The 23,272-nt window shown below is 73.3% G+C and carries 19 protein-coding genes; 14 read left to right on the top strand and 5 right to left on the bottom strand.

The window, feature by feature from the left end; translation table 11 throughout:
* Window positions 1–43 precede the first annotated feature (43 nt).
* The 3 genes from ctaD (at window position 44) to ACF1AL_RS27095 (ending at window position 3,024) form a co-directional block, all read left to right on the top strand.
* The gene (gene ctaD / locus ACF1AL_RS27105) at window positions 44–1,783 is read left to right on the top strand and encodes a cytochrome c oxidase subunit I (protein WP_384203233.1); all 1,740 of its coding nucleotides are present in this window, start codon (window positions 44–46) and stop codon (window positions 1,781–1,783) included.
* On the top strand, window positions 1,780–2,151 hold the full coding sequence (locus ACF1AL_RS27100; protein WP_391699569.1) for a hypothetical protein: 372 nt from the start codon (window positions 1,780–1,782) through the stop codon (window positions 2,149–2,151). Before ctaD ends, ACF1AL_RS27100 begins: the two co-directional genes overlap by 4 nt.
* A 96-nt stretch (window positions 2,152–2,247) precedes the next feature.
* Window positions 2,248–3,024 carry a hypothetical protein gene (locus ACF1AL_RS27095; protein WP_391699571.1) on the top strand — a complete coding sequence of 259 codons (777 nt, stop codon included), beginning with the start codon at window positions 2,248–2,250 and terminating at the stop codon, window positions 3,022–3,024.
* A 7-nt stretch (window positions 3,025–3,031) separates the two neighbouring features.
* Here ACF1AL_RS27095 and ACF1AL_RS27090 read toward each other — a convergent pair whose 3' ends face one another.
* On the bottom strand, window positions 3,032–3,403 hold the full coding sequence (locus ACF1AL_RS27090; protein WP_391827766.1) for a hypothetical protein: 372 nt from the start codon (window positions 3,401–3,403) through the stop codon (window positions 3,032–3,034).
* Between the two features lie 230 nt (window positions 3,404–3,633).
* Between ACF1AL_RS27090 and ACF1AL_RS27085 the strand changes: the two genes are divergently transcribed.
* The 3 genes from ACF1AL_RS27085 to ACF1AL_RS27075 all read left to right on the top strand — a co-directional run bounded on the left by ACF1AL_RS27085 (window position 3,634) and on the right by ACF1AL_RS27075 (window position 7,374).
* Window positions 3,634–4,641: a bile acid:sodium symporter family protein gene (locus tag ACF1AL_RS27085; RefSeq protein ID WP_391827764.1), complete on the top strand. Its 1,008-nt coding sequence runs from the start codon at window positions 3,634–3,636 to the stop codon at window positions 4,639–4,641.
* 266 nt (window positions 4,642–4,907) lie between these two features.
* Window positions 4,908–6,386: a glutamate--cysteine ligase gene (locus ACF1AL_RS27080; protein WP_386418619.1), complete on the top strand. Its 1,479-nt coding sequence runs from the start codon at window positions 4,908–4,910 to the stop codon at window positions 6,384–6,386.
* A gap of 163 nt (window positions 6,387–6,549) precedes the next feature.
* Window positions 6,550–7,374, top strand: coding sequence for an NAD(P)H-binding protein (locus ACF1AL_RS27075; protein WP_391820161.1), 825 nt, complete (start codon window positions 6,550–6,552; stop codon window positions 7,372–7,374).
* 30 nt (window positions 7,375–7,404) lie between these two features.
* On the opposite strand, the gene ACF1AL_RS27070 is transcribed toward ACF1AL_RS27075, so the two are convergent.
* Window positions 7,405–10,239 carry a LuxR C-terminal-related transcriptional regulator gene (locus ACF1AL_RS27070; protein ID WP_391699578.1) on the bottom strand — a complete coding sequence of 945 codons (2,835 nt, stop codon included), beginning with the start codon at window positions 10,237–10,239 and terminating at the stop codon, window positions 7,405–7,407.
* Window positions 10,240–10,458: 219 nt separating this feature from the next.
* Here ACF1AL_RS27070 and ACF1AL_RS27065 point away from each other — a divergent pair, with 219 nt between their 5' ends.
* Window positions 10,459–10,794 carry a hypothetical protein gene (locus ACF1AL_RS27065; RefSeq protein ID WP_384203212.1) on the top strand — a complete coding sequence of 112 codons (336 nt, stop codon included), beginning with the start codon at window positions 10,459–10,461 and terminating at the stop codon, window positions 10,792–10,794.
* A 90-nt stretch (window positions 10,795–10,884) separates the two neighbouring features.
* Here the strand turns inward: ACF1AL_RS27065 and ACF1AL_RS27060 are convergent, their stop codons facing one another.
* Together ACF1AL_RS27060 and ACF1AL_RS27055 are read right to left on the bottom strand one after the other, a co-directional pair.
* Window positions 10,885–11,298 (bottom strand): hypothetical protein, encoded by a 414-nt coding sequence (locus ACF1AL_RS27060; protein WP_391778375.1) that lies wholly within the window; start codon window positions 11,296–11,298, stop codon window positions 10,885–10,887.
* 156 nt (window positions 11,299–11,454) lie between these two features.
* Window positions 11,455–12,981 (bottom strand): ricin-type beta-trefoil lectin domain protein, encoded by a 1,527-nt coding sequence (locus ACF1AL_RS27055; RefSeq protein ID WP_391827762.1) that lies wholly within the window; start codon window positions 12,979–12,981, stop codon window positions 11,455–11,457.
* 136 nt (window positions 12,982–13,117) lie between these two features.
* Between ACF1AL_RS27055 and ACF1AL_RS27050 the strand changes: the two genes are divergently transcribed.
* The gene (locus ACF1AL_RS27050; RefSeq protein WP_391827760.1) at window positions 13,118–14,479 is read left to right on the top strand and encodes a cellulase family glycosylhydrolase; all 1,362 of its coding nucleotides are present in this window, start codon (window positions 13,118–13,120) and stop codon (window positions 14,477–14,479) included.
* An 8-nt stretch (window positions 14,480–14,487) separates the two neighbouring features.
* Here the strand turns inward: ACF1AL_RS27050 and ACF1AL_RS27045 are convergent, their stop codons facing one another.
* Window positions 14,488–15,426: a LysR family transcriptional regulator gene (locus tag ACF1AL_RS27045; protein WP_366837792.1), complete on the bottom strand. Its 939-nt coding sequence runs from the start codon at window positions 15,424–15,426 to the stop codon at window positions 14,488–14,490.
* A 97-nt stretch (window positions 15,427–15,523) separates the two neighbouring features.
* Between ACF1AL_RS27045 and mdlC the strand changes: the two genes are divergently transcribed.
* From mdlC to ACF1AL_RS27015, 6 genes are all read left to right on the top strand, one after another.
* A complete protein-coding gene (mdlC, locus tag ACF1AL_RS27040) occupies window positions 15,524–17,104 on the top strand; it encodes a benzoylformate decarboxylase (protein ID WP_391827758.1) in 1,581 nt (526 codons plus the stop codon).
* 21 nt (window positions 17,105–17,125) lie between these two features.
* Window positions 17,126–18,580 (top strand): benzaldehyde dehydrogenase, encoded by a 1,455-nt coding sequence (locus ACF1AL_RS27035; protein ID WP_391778370.1) that lies wholly within the window; start codon window positions 17,126–17,128, stop codon window positions 18,578–18,580.
* Window positions 18,581–18,629: 49 nt separating this feature from the next.
* Window positions 18,630–19,874 carry an aromatic acid/H+ symport family MFS transporter gene (locus tag ACF1AL_RS27030; RefSeq protein ID WP_366837789.1) on the top strand — a complete coding sequence of 415 codons (1,245 nt, stop codon included), beginning with the start codon at window positions 18,630–18,632 and terminating at the stop codon, window positions 19,872–19,874.
* A 214-nt stretch (window positions 19,875–20,088) separates the two neighbouring features.
* Window positions 20,089–20,463 carry a VOC family protein gene (locus tag ACF1AL_RS27025; RefSeq protein WP_366837788.1) on the top strand — a complete coding sequence of 125 codons (375 nt, stop codon included), beginning with the start codon at window positions 20,089–20,091 and terminating at the stop codon, window positions 20,461–20,463.
* 1,033 nt (window positions 20,464–21,496) lie between these two features.
* Window positions 21,497–22,411 carry a hypothetical protein gene (locus ACF1AL_RS27020; protein WP_391827756.1) on the top strand — a complete coding sequence of 305 codons (915 nt, stop codon included), beginning with the start codon at window positions 21,497–21,499 and terminating at the stop codon, window positions 22,409–22,411.
* 386 nt (window positions 22,412–22,797) lie between these two features.
* On the top strand, window positions 22,798–23,259 hold the full coding sequence (locus tag ACF1AL_RS27015) for a GreA/GreB family elongation factor (protein WP_366837785.1): 462 nt from the start codon (window positions 22,798–22,800) through the stop codon (window positions 23,257–23,259).
* Window positions 23,260–23,272: the final 13 nt, after the last annotated feature.

The following is a 23,272-nucleotide window of genomic DNA, read 5'->3' as shown; positions in this document are numbered from 1 at the left end:
AGACCGACGTGGGCGAAGCCAGTCTTTCGAGAGAGACACATCTGTGAGCATCCTCAACGAACCTCACGGTTCCCCAGCCGAAGAGGCGTATTACCAGGACGAACTGCCCGTCCATCGCAAGCGGCCGGGCAATGTGGTGGTGAAGTGGCTGACGACCACGGACCACAAGACGATCGGCACCCTGTATCTGTCGACGTCGTTCGCGTTCTTCCTGATCGGTGGGGTCATGGCGCTGATCATGCGCGCCGAGCTGGCCCGTCCGGGACTGCAGATCGTGTCGAACGAGCAGTACAACCAGGCGTTCACGATGCACGGCACGGTCATGCTGCTGATGTTCGCGACGCCGCTGTTCGCCGGCTTCACCAACTGGATCATGCCGCTGCAGATCGGTGCGCCGGATGTGGCGTTCCCGCGGCTGAACATGTTCGCCTACTGGCTGTACCTGTTCGGCTCGCTGATCGCGGTGGGCGGCTTCCTCACCCCGCAGGGCGCGGCCGACTTCGGCTGGTTCGCCTACACACCGCTGTCCGACGCGATCCGCACCCCGGGCATCGGCGCCGACATGTGGATCATGGGTCTGGCCTTCTCCGGCTTCGGCACCATCCTCGGCTCGGTCAACTTCATCACCACGATCATCTGCATGCGCGCCCCCGGCCTGACCATGTTCCGCATGCCGATCTTCACCTGGAACGTGCTGCTGACCGGTGTCCTGGTCCTGCTGGCCTTCCCGGTCCTCGCGGCCGCGCTGTTCGCCCTGGAGGCGGACCGCAAGTTCGGTGCCCACGTCTACGATCCGGCCAACGGCGGGCCCATTCTGTGGCAACACCTCTTCTGGTTCTTCGGGCATCCAGAGGTGTACATCATCGCGTTGCCGTTCTTCGGCATCATCACCGAGATCATCCCGGTGTTCTCGCGCAAGCCGGTCTTCGGCTACATGGGTCTGGTGGCCGCGACCATCTCCATCGCGGGGCTGTCCGCGACGGTGTGGGCGCACCACATGTTCGTCACCGGGGCGGTGCTGCTGCCGTTCTTCTCCTTCATGACGTTCCTGATCGCGGTCCCGACCGGTGTGAAGTTCTTCAACTGGATCGGCACGATGTGGAAGGGCGCGCTGTCGTTCGAGACCCCGATGCTGTGGGCGGCCGGCTTCCTGGTCACCTTCCTCTTCGGTGGTCTGACCGGCATCATCCTGGCGTCGCCGCCGATGGACTTCCATGTCTCCGACTCCTACTTCGTGGTGGCGCACTTCCACTACGTCGTCTTCGGCACGGTCGTCTTCGCGATGTTCGCCGGATTCCACTTCTGGTGGCCGAAGTTCACCGGCAAGATGCTCGACGAACGCCTGGGCAAGATCACCTTCTGGACGCTGTTCGTCGGCTTCCACGGCACCTTCCTGGTGCAGCACTGGCTCGGCGCCGAGGGCATGCCGCGCCGGTACGCCGACTACCTGGCCTCGGACGGCTTCACCGCGCTGAACACGGTTTCGACGATCGCGTCCTTCGTGCTCGGCCTGTCCATGCTGCCGTTCCTGTACAACGTCTGGAAGACGGCCAAGTACGGCAAGCCGGTCGGCGTCGACGACCCGTGGGGCTTCGGCCGCTCCCTGGAGTGGGCCACGTCCTGCCCGCCGCCGCGGCACAACTTCCTCACCCTGCCGCGAATCCGCAGCGAATCCCCGGCGTTCGACCTGCACCACCCCGAGATCTCGGAGCTGGACCAGAAGGAGCTCACCGGGCGGCGCGACGCCATCGACGCGGCCGGACACGAGGGCGAGCAGCGGTGACCGACTCGGCGCGGTCCCTGGCCCGCCGTCAGGCGGCGGTGCTCGCGAACGAGGTCGAGGGCTTCCTCCTCGCCGAGGCGGACCGGGAGCGGGCGCGGCGCGACGCCGAGGCCTTCTGCGCCCGGCTGCCGTGGCTGACCACCGCGCAGGCCGAGGAGGTGGCCCGGCTCTACACCGAGGAGCACATCGAACTCACCCGGCAGCGCCTGCGCCAGACCCTGCGCCGCGCCGCCGAACTGCGCCAGGAGTACGAGGCCCGCTACGCCGAGCTCCGCCACCGCCTGCTGGTCCGCCACGCCGTCTGCGCCTCGGCCGTCCTGGCCTGCGCCACGGGAGCGAGCACAGCCCTCACCACCCTCCTCCGCTGACCCCACCCCCGACGGCGGCCCACCTCTCCCCCACCGCCCGTCCGGCCTGCCCCCGACACCTGGCGGGGCGCACCGGACGGGCGCTTGAATGCCGGCATGCCCCGCAGAGAGAACAGTGACGAGGCCTACGTCGTGCGTCTGTGCGAGCGGATCCTCGGCGAAGAAGCCCTCACGCAGCACACTTTCGACTGGTTGCTGGGCGACCCTGCACCGAACGGCCGCCGCGCCAGACTCCCGGTCGACGCCTACTGGCCCGGCCACCGGCTCGTTCTCGAGTACCGCGAACGCCAGCACGACCATGCGGTCCCCCACTTCGACAAGCCGGACCGCCTGACCGTCAGCGGCGTCCACCGCGGCAAGCAGCGAGCCCTGTACGACGCGCGGCGCGAGACGGAGATCCCAGCGCACGGCCTGCGGTTGGTCGTCGTCCGCCCCACCGACCTCGACGCGGACGGACGTGGACGGTTGCGCCGCAACGAGAAGAGGGACATGGCCTCGCTCACGAAGCTCCTGGGAATCCGCAGCGACGAGGACCGTGTGCTCTACGCCTTCCGCGACTGGTTGCTGAGCGAGGGCTGGACGCCGGACACTCCTACGGACCGGTGGACCGATCTGGAGGCCGTGCGCGGTGAGCAGCGGCTTATCTGCGAGGCCAAGGGCCGCACGCGGGAGACCGGCATCGACGTCGACATCGCCTACGGCCAACTGCTGCGCAGAATGACGCGTTGGGAGCCGGGCACGCGCTACGCGCTCGTGGTGCCGTCCTCCGCGGTCAAGGCCGCCCAACGCGTTCCGGTCGCCGTTCGGAGGCAGTTGCGTCTCGACGTGTACGAGGTGACGGACGACGGGCGGGTGCACCACGTCCTGGAGTGAGTGCGCATCAGAGCTTGCCCATGTGGGTGGTGCGGTGCTGGAGGTGGTGGGTGAATGCGGTGTGGAAGTCGGTGGACAGTGGGGGCCAGTTCCAGAAGTCGAAGGCCAGGGTGCCGAGGGCGAAGGTGGGGTCCCACCGCCATGCGGTGACCGGGACGACCGCGCCGCAGGCCGTGCAGGAGGCGTCGGCCACGGCACGCGCCCAGTGCGGGCCCGGGACGTAACCCTCGTCGGCGTGGCGGCTGTACACCAGCTCGCCGGACATCCGGCGCGTGATCACGCCCTCGGCGACCATCCAGTCCACCATGCGCTCCGCCGGCGGGCCGGCTTCCTCGGCGGTCGCCTCGACGTCCACGATCCGCTCGTAGTACACGCCCATCGTCGTTCGGTCGCTTTCCCCCAGTGGCCCGCAGCGTCGTCGTCAGCGTTCCGCGCGCACGGCGCGGGTCGGCAACGGTACCGGGAGCGAGTGGTGTTCGGTGTCGGTCGACGCCGGCGAGTTCCTGGGTATTCCTACCCCACCAGGGGCACGCCGCACCGGCCGTTGCGTCGGCCCGGATCGCGAGACGGCGTTGCCCGGAACTGATACATGGCATTTACATGTTTCTTATGCAGAGCCCCGACACACCGGCCACGACCACCGATCCCGCCGCCCGCCCGGCCGGCCCCGATCCCGCGGACCGCGCCGCCCGGCGCGCCGTCACCGTCTTCCCCGTCCTCGTCGTCGCGGCGGGCGCCTTCGGCCTCCTCTCCCCCGGCACGTTCACCGGATACGGCACCTATGTGCCGTACCTGCTGGGTGTGGTCATGTTCTGCATGGGTCTGACCATGTCGCTGGAGGACTTCCGGGGCGTGGCCCGCCGGCCCTGGGTGGTGCTGCTGGGCCTCGTCGCCCACTACGTGATCATGCCGGGGCTGGGCTGGCTCATCGCGCATCTGCTGCACCTGTCTCCCGCGCTCGCCGCCGGGGTCGTCCTGGTCGGCTGCGCACCCAGCGGCACCGCCTCCAACGTGGTCACCTACCTCGCGCGGGGCGACGTGGCCCTGTCCGTGTCCGTCGCCACCGTCTCCACCGTCCTGGCGCCGTTGCTCACCCCGCCGCTGACGCTGCTGCTCGCGGGCCAGTACCTGCCCGTCGACGCGGGCTCGATGGTGACGGACATCCTGAAGACGGTGCTGCTGCCGGTGCTCGCCGGACTCGCGGTGCGGTTGGTCGCCGGGCGGCGGATCGAGCGCGTCCTCGGCGCCATGCCCTGGCTGTCCTCGCTGGCGATCGCGGCGATCGTCGCCGTGGTCGTCGCGGGCAGCGCCGACGCGCTGAAGTCGGCCGCGCTCACGGTGCTGCTGGCGGTCGTCCTGCACAACGGCTGCGGGCTCGCCCTCGGCTACGGCTGCGGCCGGCTAGCGCGCCTCGGCCGGCCGGCGTCCCGCGCGATGGCCTTCGAGGTCGGCATGCAGAACTCCGGTCTCGCCGCGTCCCTCGCCACCGCGCATTTCACCCCGCTCGCCGCACTGCCGGCCGCCGTCTTCTCCGTGTGGCACAACATCTCCGGCGCGCTGGTCGCGGCGTGGATGGCGCGGCGGGAGACGGGGCGGGTGGGCACAGCGGACGTCTGAGCCGAGCGCTGCTCGCGGCGTGGAGGGCGGGACGGGGGCCGCGGCGGAGGTCTGAGCCCGGACGCAGCCCCACCCGGCCCGGCGGCGGCCGTCCTACGGCACCCCGGCCCGGCGGCGGCCCCGCCTGCCCCCCCCCACGGCAGCCCGGACCAGCGGCGGCCCCACCCCGCGGCCGCCCCGCCCGGGTCTGCTCCCGTCTGGTCGCGTCCCCCCGGCGGTGCGATTCTGGGGGGAGGCAGCTCAACCTGGCGCGACCGGGAGGGCCCATGGGACGGGACGTCCCGGCGCTGGTCTTCACCCGTGAGGACCGGCGCCGGTACCGGATCAAGATGCAGGAGTGCCTCGACGTCCTCGCGCAGATGCTGCGCGAGGCACGCTTCGAGTCCGAGCGGCCCCAGGTCGGCCTGGAGATCGAACTGAACCTGGTCGACGACCGGGGCGAGCCGGCGATGCGCAACTGCGACGTGCTGGAGGCCATCGCGGATCCGGCCTGGTCGACCGAGCTGGGCCGGTTCAACCTGGAGATCAACATCCCGCCCCGCCGGCTGACGGAGGGCGGCCCCGACGCCTGGGAGTCGGAGATCCGGGCGGCGCTCAACCACGCCGAGGAACGCGCCCGGACGGTCGGCGCCCACCTGATCATGATCGGCATCCTGCCCACCCTGCGACAGCAGGACGTCGGCGAGGCCGCGCTGTCGGAGAATCCCCGCTACCGCCTGCTCAACGACCAGATCTTCGCCGCGCGCGGGGAGGACCTGCACATCGAGATCGGCGGTGCCGACCGGCTGCGCACCTACGCCGACACGATCACCCCCGAGGCCGCCTGCACCAGCACCCAGTTCCACCTGCAGGTCTCCCCGCAGGAGTTCCCCGACTACTGGAACGCGGCCCAGGCCATCGCCGGCGTCCAGGTCGCGCTGGCCGCGAACGCGCCCTTCCTGTTCGGCCGGGAGCTGTGGCACGAGACCCGCATCCCGCTGTTCGAGCAGGCCACCGACACCCGCCCCGAGGAGATCAAGGTGCAGGGGGTGCGGCCGCGGGTGTGGTTCGGGGAACGCTGGATCACCAGCGTCTTCGACCTGTTCGAGGAGAACCTGCGCTACTTCCCCGCGCTGCTGCCGCTGTGCGACGAGCAGGACCCGGCCGAGACACTGGAACGCGGCGACATCCCGCACCTCGCCGAGCTCACCCTGCACAACGGCACGATCTACCGCTGGAACCGGCCGGTCTACGCGATCGCCCACGACAAGCCGCACCTGCGGGTGGAGAACCGGGTGCTGCCCGCCGGTCCGACCGTCGCCGACACCCTCGCCAACGGCGCCTTCTACTACGGGCTGACCCGCGCCCTCGTCGAGGAGGAACGCCCCGTGTGGTCGCGGATGTCGTTCACCGCCGCCGAGGACAACCTGCACACGGCCGCCCGCGACGGCATCGAGGCGCGGCTGTACTGGCCGGGCATGGGCGAGGTGCCCGTGCCGGAGCTGGTGCTGCGGCGGCTGCTGCCGCTGGCGCACCGGGGTCTGGAGCGCTCCGGCATGGACGCGGCGTGGCGCGAGCCGCTGCTCGGCGTGATCGAGCAACGCTGCGTCACCGCCCGCAACGGTGCGGTGTGGCAGACGGAGATGTTCCACCACATCGACGCCACCGCGCACGCCGGCCGCCACGAGGCCCTGCGGCGCATGACCCAGCAGTACATCGACTACATGCACCTCAACGCCCCTGCGCACACCTGGCCCGTCGACTGATCCGGCGTACCGACCTGACGTTGTACGGCCGTTCCGGCGCGTACGCCCGGGCGCCCCGCGGTGACCGTGCGACAGTGTCGGCGACTCGTCGCCGCCCGTCCGGCCCGCCGCAGCGGGCCGGACGCGCGAGTCGCACCCCTGCGCACCTCCCGAAGGAGAGACGTTGTTCCTCGTCACCGGCGCCACCGGCAACACCGGATCCGCACTCGTCCGGGAACTGACCGAGAAGGGCGCGCCGGTGCGTGCCCTCGTCCGCCGTCCCGACGCCGACCTGCCCCCGGGCGCGCAGGCGGTGACCGGCGACCTGAACGATCCCGGGTCGCTGGGCGCCGCGCTGGACGGCGTGCGGGGGCTGTTCCTGCTGCCGGGGTACGCCGACATGGCGGGGCTGCTGGCGCGGGCCCGCGAGGCGGGCGTGGAGCACGTGGTGCTGCTCTCCGGGGGTTCGGCCGCGCTGGAGGATCTCACCAACGCCGTCTCGAGGTACATGACGCTGTCCGAGCGGGCCGTGCGCGACTCGGGGCTGACCTGGACCATGCTGCGGCCCCGCGCGTTCATGTCGAACGCGCTGCGCTGGCTGCCGCAGCTGCAGGCGGGCGACGAGGTGCGGGTGCCGTTCCCGGACGTGGCGAGCGCCTGCGTGGACCCGCGGGACATCGCCGCCGTGGCCGCCGAGTCGCTCACCGGCGACGGGCACCAGGGGCGCGTCTACGACCTGACGGGACCGGAGTCCCTGCTGCCCGCGGACCAGGTCGCGGTGCTCGCGCGGGTGCTCGGCCGGCCGCTGCGGTGCGTGGGCCTGTCGGACGAGGAGGCGCGGGCCGAGATGGAGGCGGGCATGCCCGCCGAGTACGTCGAGGCGTTCTTCCGGTTCAACCGCGGCGGCGAGCTGGACGAGTCCCAGGTCCACGAGGACGTGGCGAAGGTGACCGGCCGCCCCGCGCGCACGTTCGAGCAGTGGGCGACGGACCACCGGGACCGGTTCTAGCCCGCCCGGAATCCGTTCTGCACCCGGCCGTCAGGCGTCGTCGCCGGTCTCCGCGAGCTGCTGGCGCGAGGCGAGGTTCAGCTTGCGCATGGCGCGGGCGACGTGCTGTTCGACCGTGCGGGGCGACAGGTGCAGGGTGGCGGCGATCTCCCGGTTGGTCAGGCCCGCGCCGGCCAGCTGGGCCACCTCCCGCTCACGCGGGGAGAGCTGGTCGCCGTAGGCGGGGCGGCCGTTCGGGCGGCGCTCGGGCGCGGGGCTGTGCGCGCGCAGCAGGGCGCGGGTCCGTGCGGCGTCCCAGGACGCGCCGAGTTCGGTGAACTGCTCGATGCAGGCCGCGAGTTCGGCGATGGCGTCGGTGTCCGGGCCGTCGCCGCCGTCCCCGGTGAGCGAGAGCGGCCGGCCGCCGGTGGCGATGCGCGGGTCCGCCGTTGGGACGTCGCCGGCGCGAGTGTGCGCGGCCCCGTCGACGGCGTCGGGGTGCGGGTGCGCGTCGGCCGCGTTCGCCTCGTCCGCGCGGGGGTGCGGGGCGTGCGCGGTGAGCGCGCTGCGGCCCGCGCCCTCCGCGGTCAGCGCCCGCGCGTACGTCCGGCCGAGTGCGGCGTAGGACGCCGAGGCCTCCCGGTACAGCCCCGCCGCACGGGCCGGCTCGCCGGTGGCCTCGGCGAGGGCGGCCCGGGTCCAGGTCAGTGAGGCGCGCGCGCCGGGCGCGTCGACGCCGTGGAGCCCTTCGGCGAAGGCGTCGACCATGGCGCGGGCCTCCGCGACCCGCCCCGCGCGGGCGGTCGCCTCCACGGCCCAGGGCGCCAGTTCGGCCGCCCACGCCCAGATGCCCTTGCGGGCGACCTTCTCCCAGGCGGTGCGGGCCTCGGCGGCCGCGTTCGCCACTTCGTCGCGGGCGAGTTCGCGGCGGACGAGCGCGCCGGACATGGCCGCGGCCTGGCTGGGCGAGACGTACTCCGGTGCGGTGCCGCGCTCGCCGGACAGCCAGGACACGGCCCGGCCCCACTCGCCCTGGGCGAGCGCCAGCAGGCCCAGCACCAGCCGTCCGTCGCTGGAGATGAGCGGCATGTCGAAGGTGGCGGCGACGAACGCCTCGCACCGCTCCGCGAGCCCCTGCCAGCGTCCCAGCATCCAGTCGAGCGTCAGGCGGGTGCCGAGCGCGGTGTGCTCGGTGAAGGGTGAACCGCTGGTCACGGACAGTTCGACGCCCTCGGCGAGCAGTTTCTCGGCGCGCTCGTAGTGGCCGAGCCAGACGGCGGCGTCGGCGGCGTTGCACAGTCCGCGCGCCGCGTGGCGCCGGGCCTGGGTGTCGGTGCTGGTGGTGGGCAGGTCCTCGATCAGGGTCCAGGCCCGGGGGTCGCCGCGCATGGTGGCGAGGGTGACCCGGGCCGTGGCGACGGCCGCGTGGGCCGCCGGGTCGCCGCTTTCGGCGGCGGCCTCGTCGGCGGCGCGCAGCCACCGGTCGTGGACGGCCACGCCGGTGGCCGGCCAGCGCGGTGAGGCGAGCGCGCACATGGCCCGCGCGGCGAGGGCGGGGCGCTCCTCGCGCAGTTCGGCCGCGGCCTGCTCCAGCACGCCGCGGCCGTCCTCGCCGCCGACCTGGTTGACCAGGAGCAGCCCGAGATCGAGGCGGATCTCGCCGCGGACGGCGGCCGGCAGGCTGTCGTCCTGGACGACGCGCTGGAGGGCCTCGACGGTCTGGTCGGAGCGCAGTCCGTCGACCGCGCTGCGGGCGAGCACGGGCGCGAGCCGGGCCCGCGCCTGCGGGGAGACGAGCGGGGAGGCCATCGCCTGCTCCAGCAGACCGATGGCCTCCTGGTAGCGGGCGCTCTCGCCGAGGACGTGGGCCTCGTGTGCGGCCTGTTCCACGGCCCGCAGCCAACTGCGCACCCGGCCGGCGGCGCGCCGGTGCCGGGCCAGCGCGGGCCAGGACACCGGCCGGTGGCCGGCCAGCGCGTCCGCGGCCCGTCCGTGCAGTTCCTTGCGCAGCGGGCCGGGCAGGGTCTCCCGCAGCGCCTGCGCGGCGAGCGGGCAGATCAGCCGGTAGCGGCCGTCGTCGGCCTCGACCAGCAGCCCGGACGCCAGCGCGCCGGCGAGGGCGGCGCGGCCCTCGCGCGGGGTGAGGGCGGCCACGGCGATCAGTTCGGTGTCCGGCGCGGGCCGCTCCAGCACGGCCGCCGCCCACACGACGGGGCGCTGCGGTGCGGGCAGGGCGCCGGCCCGGCCCAGCACCAGGTCGGCGAGCCGGACCGGGACGCCGACCGCGTCCACGTCGGCGGGCGTGTACCACGGCTGGTCGGGGCAGTCCCGCAGCGCCTCCACCAGGTCGGCGACGACCTGCGGCACGCCCGCGGAGCGCTCGTGCAGCCGGGCGGCGGCCTCGGGCGTGCAGCGCCGGCCCAGGGCCTCGGCGGCGTACCGGCGCACCGCGTCGGCGGACCACGCTTCCAGGCGGTGCCTGCGGACGGACAGCTGGGAGGGGTAGCGCGGGGGCGGGGTGCCCAGGGGCAGGCCCGTCACGGGCAGTTCCTCGGGCCGGTAGGTCACCACGACCGCCAGGCCCTGGCCCGCGCGCTCCAGGACGCCGCGCAGCCAGGCCAGGTCGCGCTCCCCGGCACGGTGCAGGTCCTCGGCGACGAGGAGGAGCGGCCGGTCGCCGACGGGCGGTGCCGGCGGATCGCCGTCCCCGCACACCCACACCTCGCGTGCCGCCCGTGCCGCCCACGGCGCGCCGGCCAGACAGCGCACGAGGCGGCTCTTGCCGTACCCGGCGGGTCCCTCGACCAGCACCAGCACCGGCCGGCCGTCCTCGCCGTCCAGCGTCCGCCGCAGCCTGTTCGTCCACGGAGCGTCACCAAGCGCCACCACATAGCTCCAGCCGTCGGCCCCCGGATCCGCATGCGTTCGAACGTCGATTCTGCGTCCGGAATGCGCCGGAACGAAAGGTCCCGGAACCGATCGGCTGTGGCTCCGGCCTGCGGTGCGGGTTAATTGCGTATACGTAGCGCCCCCTCCCCGGATGGCAGGCCCCGCGGATCGCCCATACGTTCGTCACACCGACCCGACCGACACAGGAAGGTGGACGTGGTGGTCAAGCCGTACTTCCAGGTCGACGTCCCGATCACGCACCGGGCGCAGCCGGACCGCCGGGGGAGCTATGTCTTCACCGGCCAGGCGGACAGCGGCCGTGAAGCCGTGCGGATCGCCCGCGAGGTGTGCGACGCCGCGCTCGCCGCCCACGCGGCCGGGCTCGACGTGCCGCGCCGCCGGCCGGACGGCTGGGGGGCGCGAGGGGTGCGGCCCGGCTGGGAGCCGGACTGGGAGGCGGCGCGGGCCCGTCTGTGGGACACGGCGCACGGCTGGTTCACCCGTTCCCGTACGCGAGGTGTCCCGCCGGTGCGGCGGCTGCCCGGCCCGTGATCCACGGGGCGCCGGCCCGGCGGCGGGAGCCACCGGCGCACCGGTGCGGGTCCGGCCGAGGGAGCCGCCGGCGTATCGGTGCGGGCCGTGTCAGGCGCGTCCCACGACGACAAGGACGACGAGCAGCACCGTGGCGCCGGCGCTCGCGCCGTGGGCGACGACGGCGGTCAGCGGAAAGTGGCGTTCGGCGGTGGCGCCGCCGGCGTGGGAGTGCCGGCCGGAGCTGGGCAGCCAGCGCAGCAGCATCATGAAGCCGAAGGCGGCCACGATCAGGACGACCGCGCAGGCCGCCCACGCGGAACTGCGCACGCCGCCCAGTACGTAGGCGCACCAGGCGGCGAGTCCGCAGACCGCGAGCGCCACGTGCCCCAGCACCAGCCACAGCGGCAGCCGGGTCACGCCGGGCGTGCGCTGGCGCAGTCCGCCGTGACGGATCCACACGGTGGCGAGGTGGCCGCCGAGGGCGGCCGTCACCAGCCAGGCGCACAAGACGATGAGACGCATCCGTCCCACTCCCCCCTGCCTCGTCGGCGGGGCCCCGTCCGGTCGGGGCCCCGCGCGGCTCAGCACACCGGACGCGGGGGCGGACGTCCGGAAATCCGTCCCGTAATTCACTCGTTGGGGTGAAGAGTGCCGCTTCGGGCCCCTTGGGCGGGGGGGCTAGGAGGTGAACCTCTGGCTCTGTGTGCCGTCGCAGGTCTGCAGGCGCAGCGGGTCGCGGGCCGTGGTCTGGGTCAGGCACAGGCCCGTCGCGGCGGCCGGGCGGATGGTGGCGCCGTCGCGGACGAACTTCTGGTTGGCGGCGCCGGAGCAGTTCCAGATGATGAGCGCGGCGCCGGTGCGGTACTGCGCGCCGGGCACGTCCAGGCAGCGGTCCTGGGTGAGTTCGGTGTGGTAGGTCTGCCGGTCCGGGTCGTACCACCAGCGCTGGTTGCGGTTGCCGGTGCAGTCCCAGCCGAGGACGCCGGTGCCGTCGGCACTGCTGGAGGCGGTGACGTCCATGCAGGTGCCGGTCGCCTGGTTGCGGACCGGGGCGTAGACGTCGTCCCAGGCGAAGGGGAAGAGCGCCGGCGTACCCGAGGAGTCGACGTCGGCGCAGGACGCCTCGCGCAGGCCGGCGGCGTAGAAGCGGGTGAGGCAGGTGGCGAAGGCGGCGTGGCCGCGGGCGTTGGGGTGGAAGGACTGGCGCACGGAGTTCTCGTCCGGCAGGCCGGGCTTGGACAGGTCGATGTACAGGCCGCGCGCCCAGGTGTTCTCCGTGCAGACCTCGTGGCCGTGGAAGAGGCGGGAGTTGTCGAGGAAGGAGGCGCCGGTGTCGGCGGCGGCTTTGCGCAGGCCGCGTTCGAAGGCGGGTACGGCGCTGTCGCGGCCCCAGACGGTGTCGGAGTCGTAACCGAGGCCGCCGCAGGCGAGTTTGCCGCTGTAGCCGGGGTTGTCGCGGAAGTCGGGGCCGATGGGGCTGGGGTAGCCCATCAGGACGAGCCGGTAGTCGCCGTCGGCGTAACCGGCGTCGCGCATCACGGACTTCAGGTCGCGCACGGTCTGTTCGACCTTGGGGACCAGGGCGTCGACGCGGGCCTGCCAGCCGGGGGCGTACTTGGGTGCGCAGGGCCCCTGGGAGAGCAGATAGCGCTCGACGCAGTCGGTCATGACGGGGCCGAACTGGAGGTCGTCGTTGGCGCCGGCGACGAGGAGGATCATCTTGATGCGGGTGTTGCGGGCCTTGACGGCGAGGCTGTCGCTCTGGACGAGTTCGTCGGCGTACTGCTTGGTGCCGCCGATCCTGATGTTGCCGGTGTAGGCGCCGGAGCAGGCGACGTTGTAGGTGAGGTCGGCGGGGATGCCGGTGCGGTGGATGGCCGCGTCGGGTGAGCGGTGGCACCAGTTGTCGGGGCCGTTGGTGGGTGCCTCGTACGTGCCGACGCCCTCGCCGGAGATCTCGCTGTCGCCGAGGGAGATGAGCGCGGTCTTGCGGTCGGCGAGCGGGCGTTCGGCGGGATCGCCGTAGAGCCGGGTGGCCTCGGCGGCGCGGACGGCCTCGAGGTCGGGTGGCAGGGGTGCGGCGGTCGCCTGCCGCGGGGCGCCGTCGGCGGCGGCCGCGGTGGCGGGAAGGGCGGCCGTCGCCAGGCCGAGCAGGGCGGCGAGGGTGGTGACGGTCCGTCGGGCGTGGTACCGGGAGCGTCTCATGACACCTCCTGGACGTGGGGTTACCCACGGTATTTACTGGTCGGTAGCCGCGTTGGGAATACCTCTGCCGAGCAAAGTTGAGGGAGGCTCATGTTCCGCTTCGCGGCTCCGCGAGCCCCGACCCCCGGAGGTGTCCGTGCTGCGAACGACCCTGACGGCAGGCGTGGCGGTGGCCGCGCTGCTCGCCCCCGCGACCCACCCGGCCCCGCGGGAGGACCCCGGCGTCCCCCGCCTCACCGACCGGCAGGGACGGGTGCTGACCCTGCGCGGCTGGAACGTCGAGGACAAGGCGAACCGGGGCGAGAAGGCGCTGTCCGCCGTCACCGAGCGCCACTTCCGGGACCTGCGCGCCCACGGGTTCGACTTCGCCCGGCTGCTGGTGTTCTGGGACGACCTGGAGCCGCGGCGGGGACACTACAGCGAGGCGTACCTGCGCCGGATCGAGCGGATCCTCGACTGGGCGCAGCGGTACCGCGTCAAGGTGCTGATCGATGCCCACCAGGACGTGTTCGGGCCCGCGTTCGGCCATCGCGGCGTCCCGGAGTGGGCGACCAGAACGGACGGCCTGCCGTTCCGCCCGCACCCCGGCGACTGGTTCGCCGAGTACTTCGAGCCCGCCGTGCAGCGCGCGTTCACCCATCTCTACGACGACCCCGACCTGCGCCGCGCCCAGGCCGACGCGTGGCGGGTGCTCGCCGGCCGCTTCGCCCACCACCCGGCCGTCATCGGCTACGACCTCATCAACGAGCCGATGGGCGAAGCCAAGGAGGGTGAGGACCTGCCCACGGCGGCCGCCCGCATCGAGCGCGAGCAGCTGACCCCGATGTACAACCGCCTGGCCGGCGCGGTGCGTTCGGCGGACCGGGACGCCTGGCTGTTCGTCGAGCCCACGCCGATCGTCGGCGAGGGCGTGCCGACCGGCCTCGGACGCGTCGACGACCCGAAGGTGGTGTACGCGCCGCACTTCTACAACACCGCCATGGAGGCGGGAGCCGACTACGACCCGGACGCCGGGTGGATCGAGGCGTACGAGCGGGCCGTCGTCGCGTACCCGAAGCGGTACAAGGTGCCGGTCGTGGTGGGCGAGTGGGGGCCGCTGAACACCTCCCTGCCCCACATGCGGCAGTTCTACGGCGACGCGATGGCCTCCCTCGCCCGCTACACCTCCGGCTGGGCCGGCTATGTGTGGTGCTACGGCGGCGGGTACTGCGCGGTCGACGGCTCCGGCGCCTTCCGCGCCAACAAGGAGCTGACCGTAGAGCCGTACGCGGTGAGCGTGGCCGGCACGGTCCGCTCGGCGTCGTACGACCCGCAGGCGGGCGTGTACCGGCTGGCCTACCGCGCCGCGCGGCACGGCACCCGGCTGACCGAGCTGTCCCTGCCGCCGGGCGGCTGGCGGGTCACCGCGGACGGGGCGGTGCCGCGCCGGGAGCCGGGGCGGGCCTGGATCGCCGCCGCGCCGGACCGCGAGGTGGTGGTCACCGTCGAGCGGGCATGAGGCGGCTCTCAGCCGCTGCCCGTGGTCGGCGGGAGCTGGGCGGGGCTGACGCGTTCGCCCAGCACCTCGGCCATGAACCGCACCAGCCAGCGCTGCGAGGGACTGCGCGAGGACTCGTGCCGGGCGTACAGCGCCACCTCGATCGGCTCGGTCTCGAACGGCAGCCGCACCAGGCGCAGCCGGCGCGAGGCGGTGAAGACCTCCCCCACGAACTCGGGCACGATCGCGATCAGATCGGTCTGCTCCAGCAGATACGGCAGCATCGAGAACCGGGTGGCGTCCACCGCGACCCGGTCCAGCAGCCCGTACGTGGCGAGCACCTCGCGCGGGACGACGTGGCCGCTCGGCCCGTACACCGTCGCGTGGTGCTCGGCGGCGAGCTGTTCGAGGCTGACCGCGTCGCCGCGCACCCGGGGATGGTCGGCGGCGACCATCGCGACGTACCGCTCGCCGAAGAGCGGGATGCGCTCGGTGCGGTGCGAGGTCAGCACGGGGGTGGCGACGAACGCGTCGAGGTCGCCGCGCCGCAGCTGGTGCTCCGCCTCCTCGACGTCGAGGGCGCGCACCGTGAAGGACACGCGCGGGGCCCGCAGCCGGGCCGCCGCGAGCAGCCGGGGCAGCAGTGTGGCCTCGCCGAGGTCGGACAGGGCCAGCGTGAAGCGGCCGGGCATGGTCTCCGGGTCGAAGTCGTCGGCCTGGCGGACCGTGCCGTCGATCTCCGCGAGGGCGCGCTGCAGCGGCTCGTAGAGCCGGCGCGCGCCGGCGGTCGGCGTCAGTCCGCGGCCCGTGCGGTGGAAGAGCTCGTCGCCGAAGTGCCGGCGCAGCTTGCCCAGGCTGTAGCTGACGGTCGGCTGGGTGAGGTGCAGCGTGTCGGCGGTGGCCGTGACGCTGCCGGTCTCGTACAGCAGGACGAAGACCCGGGCCAGGTTGAGGTCGAAGCTCCTCATATCGATGGACTCTATATCGGCGCGCGGAAACATCTATTGGAGTCCATGTCGCCAGATCCCTAGCGTGGCGTGGGTCACTTCGGAAAGGAACGTCGCCGTGCCGTCCGTACGCCGTGTCTCCCACGAGTTCCTGCAGCGCCAGGGACTCACCACGATCTTCGGCAATCCCGGCTCCAACGAGCTGCCCTTCCTCGCCGAGCTGCCCGACGGGTTCCGCTATGTGCTGGGCCTGCACGAGGGCGCGGTCGTCGGCATGGCCGACGGCTACGCGCAGGCGACGGGCCACCCGGTGCTCGTCAACCTGCACGCGGCCGCCGGCTCCGGGAACGCCATGGGCGCCCTGACCAACGCCGTGGCCTCCCGCACCCCGCTCGTCGTCGTCGCCGGACAGCAGGTACGGCCCGCCGTGGGCCCGGAGGCGAACCTGACGAACGTGGACGCTCCCGCGCTGATGAAGCCCCTCGTCGGGTGGGCGGCCGAGCCGGCCTGCGCCCAGGACGTGCCGCGCGCCCTCGCCCAGGCGGTCTTCGAGGCGCGGCTGCAGCGCCGCCCGACGTATCTCTCCGTGCCCTACGACGACTGGGCCGCCGACGCCGGGGACAACGCCCTCGCCGTCCTGGACCGGCAGGTCCAGCGGGCGGGCGAGCCCGGCGCGAAGCAGGCGCGCCGGCTCGTCGAACAGGTCACCGCCGCGCGGCGGCCGGCGCTGGTGCTCGGCGGCGACATCGACACCGACGGGCACTTCGGCGCGGCCGTCCGGCTGGCCGAGGCCCTCGGCTGCCCGGTGTGGGCGGCGCCGTCGCTGTTCCGGCTGCCGTTCCCCAACCGGCACCCGCTGTTCCGGGGCGTGCTGCCCGCCGGGATCGAACCGGTCCGCCGGGCCGTCGAGGGCCACGACCTGGTGCTGGTCCTCGGGGCGCCGGTGTTCCGCTACCACGAGTACCTGCCGGGCCGCTATCTGCCCGAGGGCACCCGGCTGGTGCAGGTCACCGAGGACGCCTCGGCCGCCGCGCGGGCACCGATGGGCGAGGCGCTGGTGGCCGATCCGGGCGCGGTGATCGAGCTGCTGCTCGGCGCGCTCGGCGCGCCCGCCGCGCCCGTGGGCGACTACCGGCCGGTGCCGCCGCCGCAGCCGGGGGACGGCGGCCGGCTGCACCCGGAGGAGGTGTTCGCCGCGCTGCGCGACGAGCTGCCCGAGGACACCGCGTACGTCGTGGAGTCGACGTCGACGAACGCCGCGTGGTGGCGCCAGATGGACCTGCGCCGGCCGGGTTCCTACTACTTCCCGGCGGCCGGCGGCCTCGGCTTCGGCCTGCCCGGCGCCGTGGGCGTCGCCCTGGGCCGGCCCGACCGGCCGGTCGTCGCCGTGACCGGGGACGGCTCCGCCAACTACGGCATCACGGCCCTGTGGACGGCGGCCCGGCACCGGCTGCCGGTGACCGTGGTGCTGCTGCGCAACGGCACCTACGGGGCGCTGCGCTGGTTCGGCGGCCTGCTCGGCGTGCCGGACGCACCGGGACTGGACATCCCCGGCCTGGACTTCACCCGGATCGCCGAGGGGTACGGCGTCACCGCCGCCCACGCCCGTGATCCGGAGGAGCTGCGGGCCCTGCTCGCCCGGCGCCCCGACGGGCCGCGGCTGATCCAGGTGGACACCGCGCTCACCGCCCCCAACTGACCCCACGAGAAAGGGACGCCCATGACTCTCCTGGACAGCGCCGTCTGGGACGGGAAGTTCTTCAGCGACGGCTGGCGGGACGCCCCCGCCGCGCAGCCGGTGACCGAGCCCGCCACCGGCGACCGGCTCGGCACGATCGGCCTCGCCTCCCCCGACGACGTGCGCGCCGCCTCCGCCCGGGCCGCCGAGGCCCAGCGGGCCTGGGCACGCACCTCGCCGCAGCAGCGGGCCGCGGTGCTGCGGCGTGCGGGCGAGCTGTTCACCGAACACGCCGCCGCGATCGAGGAGTGGCTGGTACGGGAGGCCGGTTCGGTGCGGGCCAAGGCCGGCTTCGAGGTGGGGCTCGCGATCGGCGAGTGCTTCGAGTGCGCGGGCCTGCCGACGCACCCGCAGGGCGAGGTGCTCACCTCCGAGGAGGCGCGCTGGTCCCTCGCCCGGCGCCGGCCGGCCGGCGTGGTGAGCGTGATCGCTCCGTTCAACTTCCCGCTGATCCTGGGGCTGCGCTCGGTCGCACCAGCGCTCGCCCTGGGCAACGCGGTACTGCTCAAGCCGGATCCGCGCACCGCGGTCAGCGGAGGCGTCGTCATCGCGCGCATCTTCCAGGAGGCCGGGCTGCCCGACGGGGTGCTGCACCTGCTGCCCGGGGACGGTTCGGTCGGGCAGGCGGTCGTGGAGGCACCCGAGGTGCGGGTGGTGTCGTTCACCGGCTCCACGCCGGTCGGACGGGCGATCGGCGAGCGGGCCGGGCAGCTGCTGAAGCGGGCGCACCTCGAACTCGGCGGGAACAACGCGCTGGTGGTGCTGGAGGGCGCCGACGTGGCGAAGGCGGCGTCCGCGGGAGCGTTCGGGTCGTATCTGCACCAGGGGCAGATCTGCATGACCACCGGCCGGCACATCGTCCACGAGTCCCTGCTGGAGGAGTACGTCGCCGCGCTCGCCGCGAAGGCCGAGGCGCTGCCGGTCGGCGACCCGGCGCGCGAGGACGTGGCCCTGGGCCCGCTCATCGACCGCGGCCAGCTGGAGCGCGTCCACCGCATCGTCACCGACAGCGTCGCGGCGGGCGCCAAGGTGGTCGCGGGCGGCGAGATCGCCGGGGCCGGCTACCGGGCCACCGTGCTCAGGGACCTCACCCCGGACATGCCCGCCTGGCAGGAGGAGATCTTCGGTCCGGTCGCGCCCGTCGTCGGCTTCTCCACTGTGGAGGAGGCCGCCCGGATCGTCGACGACTGCCCCTACGGGCTGTCCGTCGGCATCCTCGGCGACGTCGGCACGGCCATGCGCCTCGCCGACCTCGTCGACTCCGGCAAGGTCCACATCAACGAGCAGACGGTCGCCGACGAGCCGAACGCGCCCTTCGGCGGGGTCAAGGCCTCCGGCACCGGGTCCCGGTTCGGCGGCGCCGCCGCCAACATCGAGGCCTTCACCGAGACCCAGTGGCTCACCGTCCGCGCGGACATCGCCGACTACCCCTTCTGACCCTCCCCTCCCCGTCTCCCGCAGCCGCCTCAGAGGAGTACGCGTCCCCATGACCTCCGCTCTCCCGTCCCCGAGACCGAGCCGCAGCGCCTGGACGGTCGTCCTGTGCTGGATCACCGTCCTGCTCGAGGGTTACGACCTCGTCGTCCTCGGCGCCATCATCCCCACCCTGCTGAAGACCCATCACCTCGGCATGACCGCCGGGGACGCCACGACCGTCGCCACGCTCTCCCTCGTCGGGGTGGCGATCGGCGCGGTGTCCGCCGGCCCGCTCGCCGACCGGTGGGGCCGCCGGCTGGTCCTCATCGGCTCGGTGGTGCTCTTCTCCCTGTTCACGATCCTGGTGCCGCTGGCCGGCTCGGTCACCGTCTTCGCCGCGCTGCGGCTGGTCGCGGGGCTGGGCCTGGGCGCCTGCATGCCGGTGTCCCTGACCATGATGGCCGAGCACATGCCGGCCGAGCGGCGGGCCCGGGCCAGCACCCTGACCATGACCGGCTACCACACCGGCGCCGTCATCACCTCGCTGCTCGCCCTGCGGGTGACCGACCACTGGCAGGTGCTGTTCTACGTCCTGGGCGTCGCGGGGCTGGCCGTCGCCGCGCTGCAGTGGTTCCGGCTGCCGGAGTCGGAGGCGTTCGTGCACGCCCGGCGCGCCGACACCGCACAGGCACGCGTCCCGTTCACGGAGCTGCTCAAGCCGGCGTACCTGCGGGCCGGCATCGGCATATGGCTCGCCTCCTTCATGGGCCTGCTGCTGGTGTACGGCCTCAACACCTGGCTGCCGAAGCTGATGAACGACGCCGGCTACCCGGTGCCGACGGCCGTGACCCAGCTGCTCGTCCTCAACGTGGGCGGCGTCGTCGGACTGGTCCTGGCCGGGGCCGTCGCCGACCGCCGGGGCATCAAGGCCACCACGGTGGGCTGGTTCGCAGTCTCCGCCGTGATGCTGGCGCTGCTGAGCGTCAGGACGGACAGCGACCTGCTGCTGAACACGGTCGTCTTCCTCACCGGCGTGTTCGTCTTCTCCGCCCAGGTGCTGGTGTACGCCTACGTCACGTCGTACTACCCGGCGGCGGTGCGGGGCACCGCGCTCGGGTCGGCCTCCGGCATCGGCCGGATCGGCTCGATCGTCGGACCGTCGGTCAGCGGGGCGCTGGTGGCCGCCGGAATCGGGCATCCGTGGGGCTTCTACTTCTTCGCCGCCGTCGCGGTCCTCGCGGTGCTGGCGGTGCTGGCCCTGCCGGGGCGCGGCCTGCGGACGGGCACGGAGCCGGCCGCCGAACCGGCCGTGTGAGAAACCGCGTTGTGGGGGTGGCCATGACCGCGTAGAGTTCCGCGACGTGAACACCGGAACGGCTCTACGCCACGCACGGATCGGCGATCCGGTGGAGGACTGATCCCTCCCCGGGTGCCCGGCGGGCACCCCCACACCTCGGCACGCGGACCTCCTCGCGCTCGTGCACCACGAGCCCTACATCCGCAGCACACGACAGCGAGGTCCGCCGAACATGTCCGTCAGCTTCAACCACACCATCATCGCCTCCAAGGACCGTGAAGAGTCCTCTCGCTTCTTCCGCGAGCTGCTGGAGGTGCCCGCGGCCCCGTCCTGGGGCCCCTTCACCAACATCCAGCTCCCGGACGGGGTCCTGCTGCAGTTCGCCGAACCGCCGGTGGAGATCCAGATGCAGCACTACGCCTTCCTCATCGACGACGAACTCTTCGACCGCGCCTACCGGCGGCTGTGCGAGCAGGGCGTCGAGCACTGGGCCGATCCGCAGATGCGCCGCCCGGGCGAGATCAACCACGAGCACGGCGGGCGGGGCGTCTACTTCAAGGACCCCTCCGGCCATGCGATCGAGCTGATCACCCGGCCGTACCTGTAGGACGGCCCGCGGACGGCAGCCGTACGGGCCGCATGCCGAGGTGGCGCAGCGCCGAGCGCGCCGCCCCGGCACCGCACATGCCGTGGGCGCGCCCGGACCCGGCGGGGTGGCGGCCGAGCACAGGAACACACCCCGCAGACCCGTCGCACAGGGGTCGCGGGCCGGGCCGGCGCCGAACAGCAGCCGGGGCACGGTCTCCGCGCCGGTGAGGATGTCCCCGCCGGCGAAGTTCGCGTTGCCCGCGACGAGGGCCGCGGGCGGGGCGGCGCGCAGGGCGACGATCCGGTCGCGCACACCGGGCGCGAAGCGTTCCAGTTGGGCGAGGATCGCCTGCGTGGCGTCCCGGTCCCACCCGTGCGGAACGTGCGCGTAGGCCCAGACCGGGTGGATGTCGCCGGCCGAGCGGGAAGGGTCCGCCAGGTACTGCCGGCCCGCCAGGACGAAGGGGCGCTCGGGCATGCGTCCGGCCGCCACCTCCCGCTTGGCACAGGCGACTTCGGCGTAGCGGCCGCCCACATGCACGGCGACGGCACGGCGGGCGGCCGCGTTGCGCCAGGGCACGCCGCCGTCGACGGCCAGGTCGAGCTTGTCCAGCACGGTCACATCGAGGCCCGCGACGGCCCGGCGGGGCCTCGGCGGCAAGCCCGTTGGGCCCGGCGCCGACGACGACCGCCGCGGTCAGGCTACGCCCGCCGCACACCTCGCGCATGCCACGGCTCGCGACTCGTCTGTGCCGCGTCCGTGCCGGGTCCATGTTTCGCGCATGCCACGGATGTGGTCCCGCACATACATACGGCCGTTGCCCTCCCGCACATGGTGCGGTCGTGGTCCCGCACATGCCGCGACCGGGGACTCGTCCATGCCGTTTCGGGGCTCGCACATGTGGCGTCGGGGGGCTCGCACATGTCGCGACTGTGGTGAAGGCCTTGCAGGAGCAACGGCCGTCCCCGCATGCTGTCTCCCAACCTGATCGCGCCGTGGCACGGCCGCAGACCTGCCGTGTCACCGCAGGAAACGTAGGGAGAACCGCGTCATGTCCGACGCCAGTGTGTCCGCCACCCACCTCACCTCGCAGTACCTCGCCCAGGTGACCAGCGACCTGGAACACAACACCAAGGAACGCGAGCGCATCGGCGCGGAGATCTCCGCGCTGCAGGAACAGCTCGCCGCGCTGCAGCACGACTTCGGCGTGCTGCAGAACGTGCGTCAGGCCCTGGAGGGCGCGACGCCGGACGCGACGGACACCACGAACACGGACGCCGCCGAAGACACTTCGAGCGCGGCCGAGTCGGTCGTCGTGCCGGCTCCGCGCAGGTCGGCCGCGCGCAAGCCGCGCACGGGCACCGGCGCCGGCGCCGCCGGCAAGCGGACGCGCGCCAAGTCCACGAAGACCGCAGCCACCAAGTCGACTGCCACGAAGACGCCGGCGGCCAAGGCACCGGCCGCCAAGGCAGCACAGACCAAGGCGCCGGCCGCGAAGGCGGCAGAAGCGAAGGCGCCGGCCGCCAAGGCGGCGGAGGCCAAGGCACCCGCCGCGAAGGCGGCGGAAGCGAAGGCCGCGGGCGCCGCGCGTGGCGGTGCGAAGAAGAAGCAGGCGGCGGCCAAGAAGTCCACCGCCAGGACCTCGCCGGCCGCCGGTGGCGCGCCGAAGCTGGTGGAGCTCGTCCGTCAGCACCTCACCGAGCAGAAGGAGCCGCGCTCGGCGGCGGAGGTCGCCGAGGCGCTGGGGCAGGCGCATCCTCAGCGGAGCTTCAAGACGACGGTCGTGCGCACCACGCTCGAGAGCCTCGTCGCCCGCAACCACGCGCAGCGTACGAAGCAGGGCAGCTCGGTGTTCTACACCGCCCCCGAGGCCTCGCAGGAGGCGAACGGATCGCAGGCGGCACCCGCGGCGCAGGCGCCGGCGGCCTCGGAGGGAGAGCAGACGGCGGCCCAGCCGGAGAGCTGAGCCACCGTCACCAGCGGGAGAGGATCCCGCCGTTGAAGGACCGGGGGTGTGTCCCGCGGTTCAGTACTGCGGGCATGTCCCGCCGTTCAGCACTGCGGGTGTCCCGCCGTTCAGCACTGCGGGCGCTTCCCGTGGTTCGCGGCGTGGCTGCGGCGGGCCTTCTTCTTGCGGCGTCGCTTGGACGACATGAGTACCTCCCACGACAGGGACGGAGGACAGGACACACAGGTCACTGACGTACCCGCCCTCACCATACTCCGGGGCATGTCACCCCTCCACCGCTCACCCCGGCGCCGGTCCCCGCCTGGCCTGCTAGGCTGCGAAATGTCGCTTTCACCCACCTTCGTCCTGCGGTTTTCGCAGGTCACGCGCCCTTGGGAGTGAGCATGACCGGTGACATCGAGCCGATCAGCGCCGACGCCCGCCGCACCCTCGAACAGGAGCTGGACCACCTGCGGGCCGACCGCGCCACGGTCGCCGCGACGCTGCAGGACGGCGACGCGGTGGGCGACCGCGCCGACGAGGCGGACCAGTTGCAGCGCGCCGAGGAACTGAAGCGGCTGGACAACCGCATCCGCGACCTCACCGTGCGGCTGGAACAGGCGGGCCGGGCGGGACCCGCGCGCACCGATGTCGTCGGCGTGGGCAGCACGGTCACCGTCCGCTTCCCGGACGGCGCCGAGGAGACGTACCGCATCGCCGAGGTCGCCGACGCGCTGGACCAGTCGCTGGTCACCGCCGACAGTCCGCTCGGCAGGGCCCTCCTCGGCCACGGCGCCGGCGACACCGTGCACTACGAGGCCCCGGAGGGCGGCGCGAGCGCGGTCGTGGTGTCGATCGGCGGCTGATTGGCGTTCCGGG

Origin of the sequence: Streptomyces sp. NPDC014801 (assembly GCF_043082085.1) — a bacterium.
In the GTDB taxonomy this organism is placed as follows: Bacteria; Actinomycetota; Actinomycetes; order Streptomycetales; family Streptomycetaceae; genus Streptomyces.
Note: the sequence above shows the minus strand (reverse complement) of the source record. Positions and strands in the feature narration are given on the sequence as shown.

Excerpts from the sequence above, each read along its gene's own strand:
- ACF1AL_RS27095 (WP_391699571.1), top strand. The coding sequence starts at position 2,248 with ATGCCCCGCAGAGAGAACAGTGACGAGGCCTACGTCGTGCGTCTGTGC.
- ACF1AL_RS27090 (WP_391827766.1), bottom strand. The coding sequence starts at position 3,403 with ATGGGCGTGTACTACGAGCGGATCGTGGACGTCGAGGCGACCGCCGAG.
- ACF1AL_RS27085 (WP_391827764.1), top strand. The coding sequence starts at position 3,634 with ATGCAGAGCCCCGACACACCGGCCACGACCACCGATCCCGCCGCCCGC.
- ACF1AL_RS27080 (WP_386418619.1), top strand. The coding sequence starts at position 4,908 with ATGGGACGGGACGTCCCGGCGCTGGTCTTCACCCGTGAGGACCGGCGC.
- ACF1AL_RS27060 (WP_391778375.1), bottom strand. The coding sequence starts at position 11,298 with ATGCGTCTCATCGTCTTGTGCGCCTGGCTGGTGACGGCCGCCCTCGGC.
- ACF1AL_RS27055 (WP_391827762.1), bottom strand. The coding sequence starts at position 12,981 with ATGAGACGCTCCCGGTACCACGCCCGACGGACCGTCACCACCCTCGCC.
- ACF1AL_RS27045 (WP_366837792.1), bottom strand. The coding sequence starts at position 15,426 with ATGAGGAGCTTCGACCTCAACCTGGCCCGGGTCTTCGTCCTGCTGTAC.
- ACF1AL_RS27035 (WP_391778370.1), top strand. The coding sequence starts at position 17,126 with ATGACTCTCCTGGACAGCGCCGTCTGGGACGGGAAGTTCTTCAGCGAC.
- ACF1AL_RS27030 (WP_366837789.1), top strand. The coding sequence starts at position 18,630 with ATGACCTCCGCTCTCCCGTCCCCGAGACCGAGCCGCAGCGCCTGGACG.
- ACF1AL_RS27025 (WP_366837788.1), top strand. The coding sequence starts at position 20,089 with ATGTCCGTCAGCTTCAACCACACCATCATCGCCTCCAAGGACCGTGAA.
- ACF1AL_RS27020 (WP_391827756.1), top strand. The coding sequence starts at position 21,497 with ATGTCCGACGCCAGTGTGTCCGCCACCCACCTCACCTCGCAGTACCTC.
- ACF1AL_RS27015 (WP_366837785.1), top strand. The coding sequence starts at position 22,798 with ATGACCGGTGACATCGAGCCGATCAGCGCCGACGCCCGCCGCACCCTC.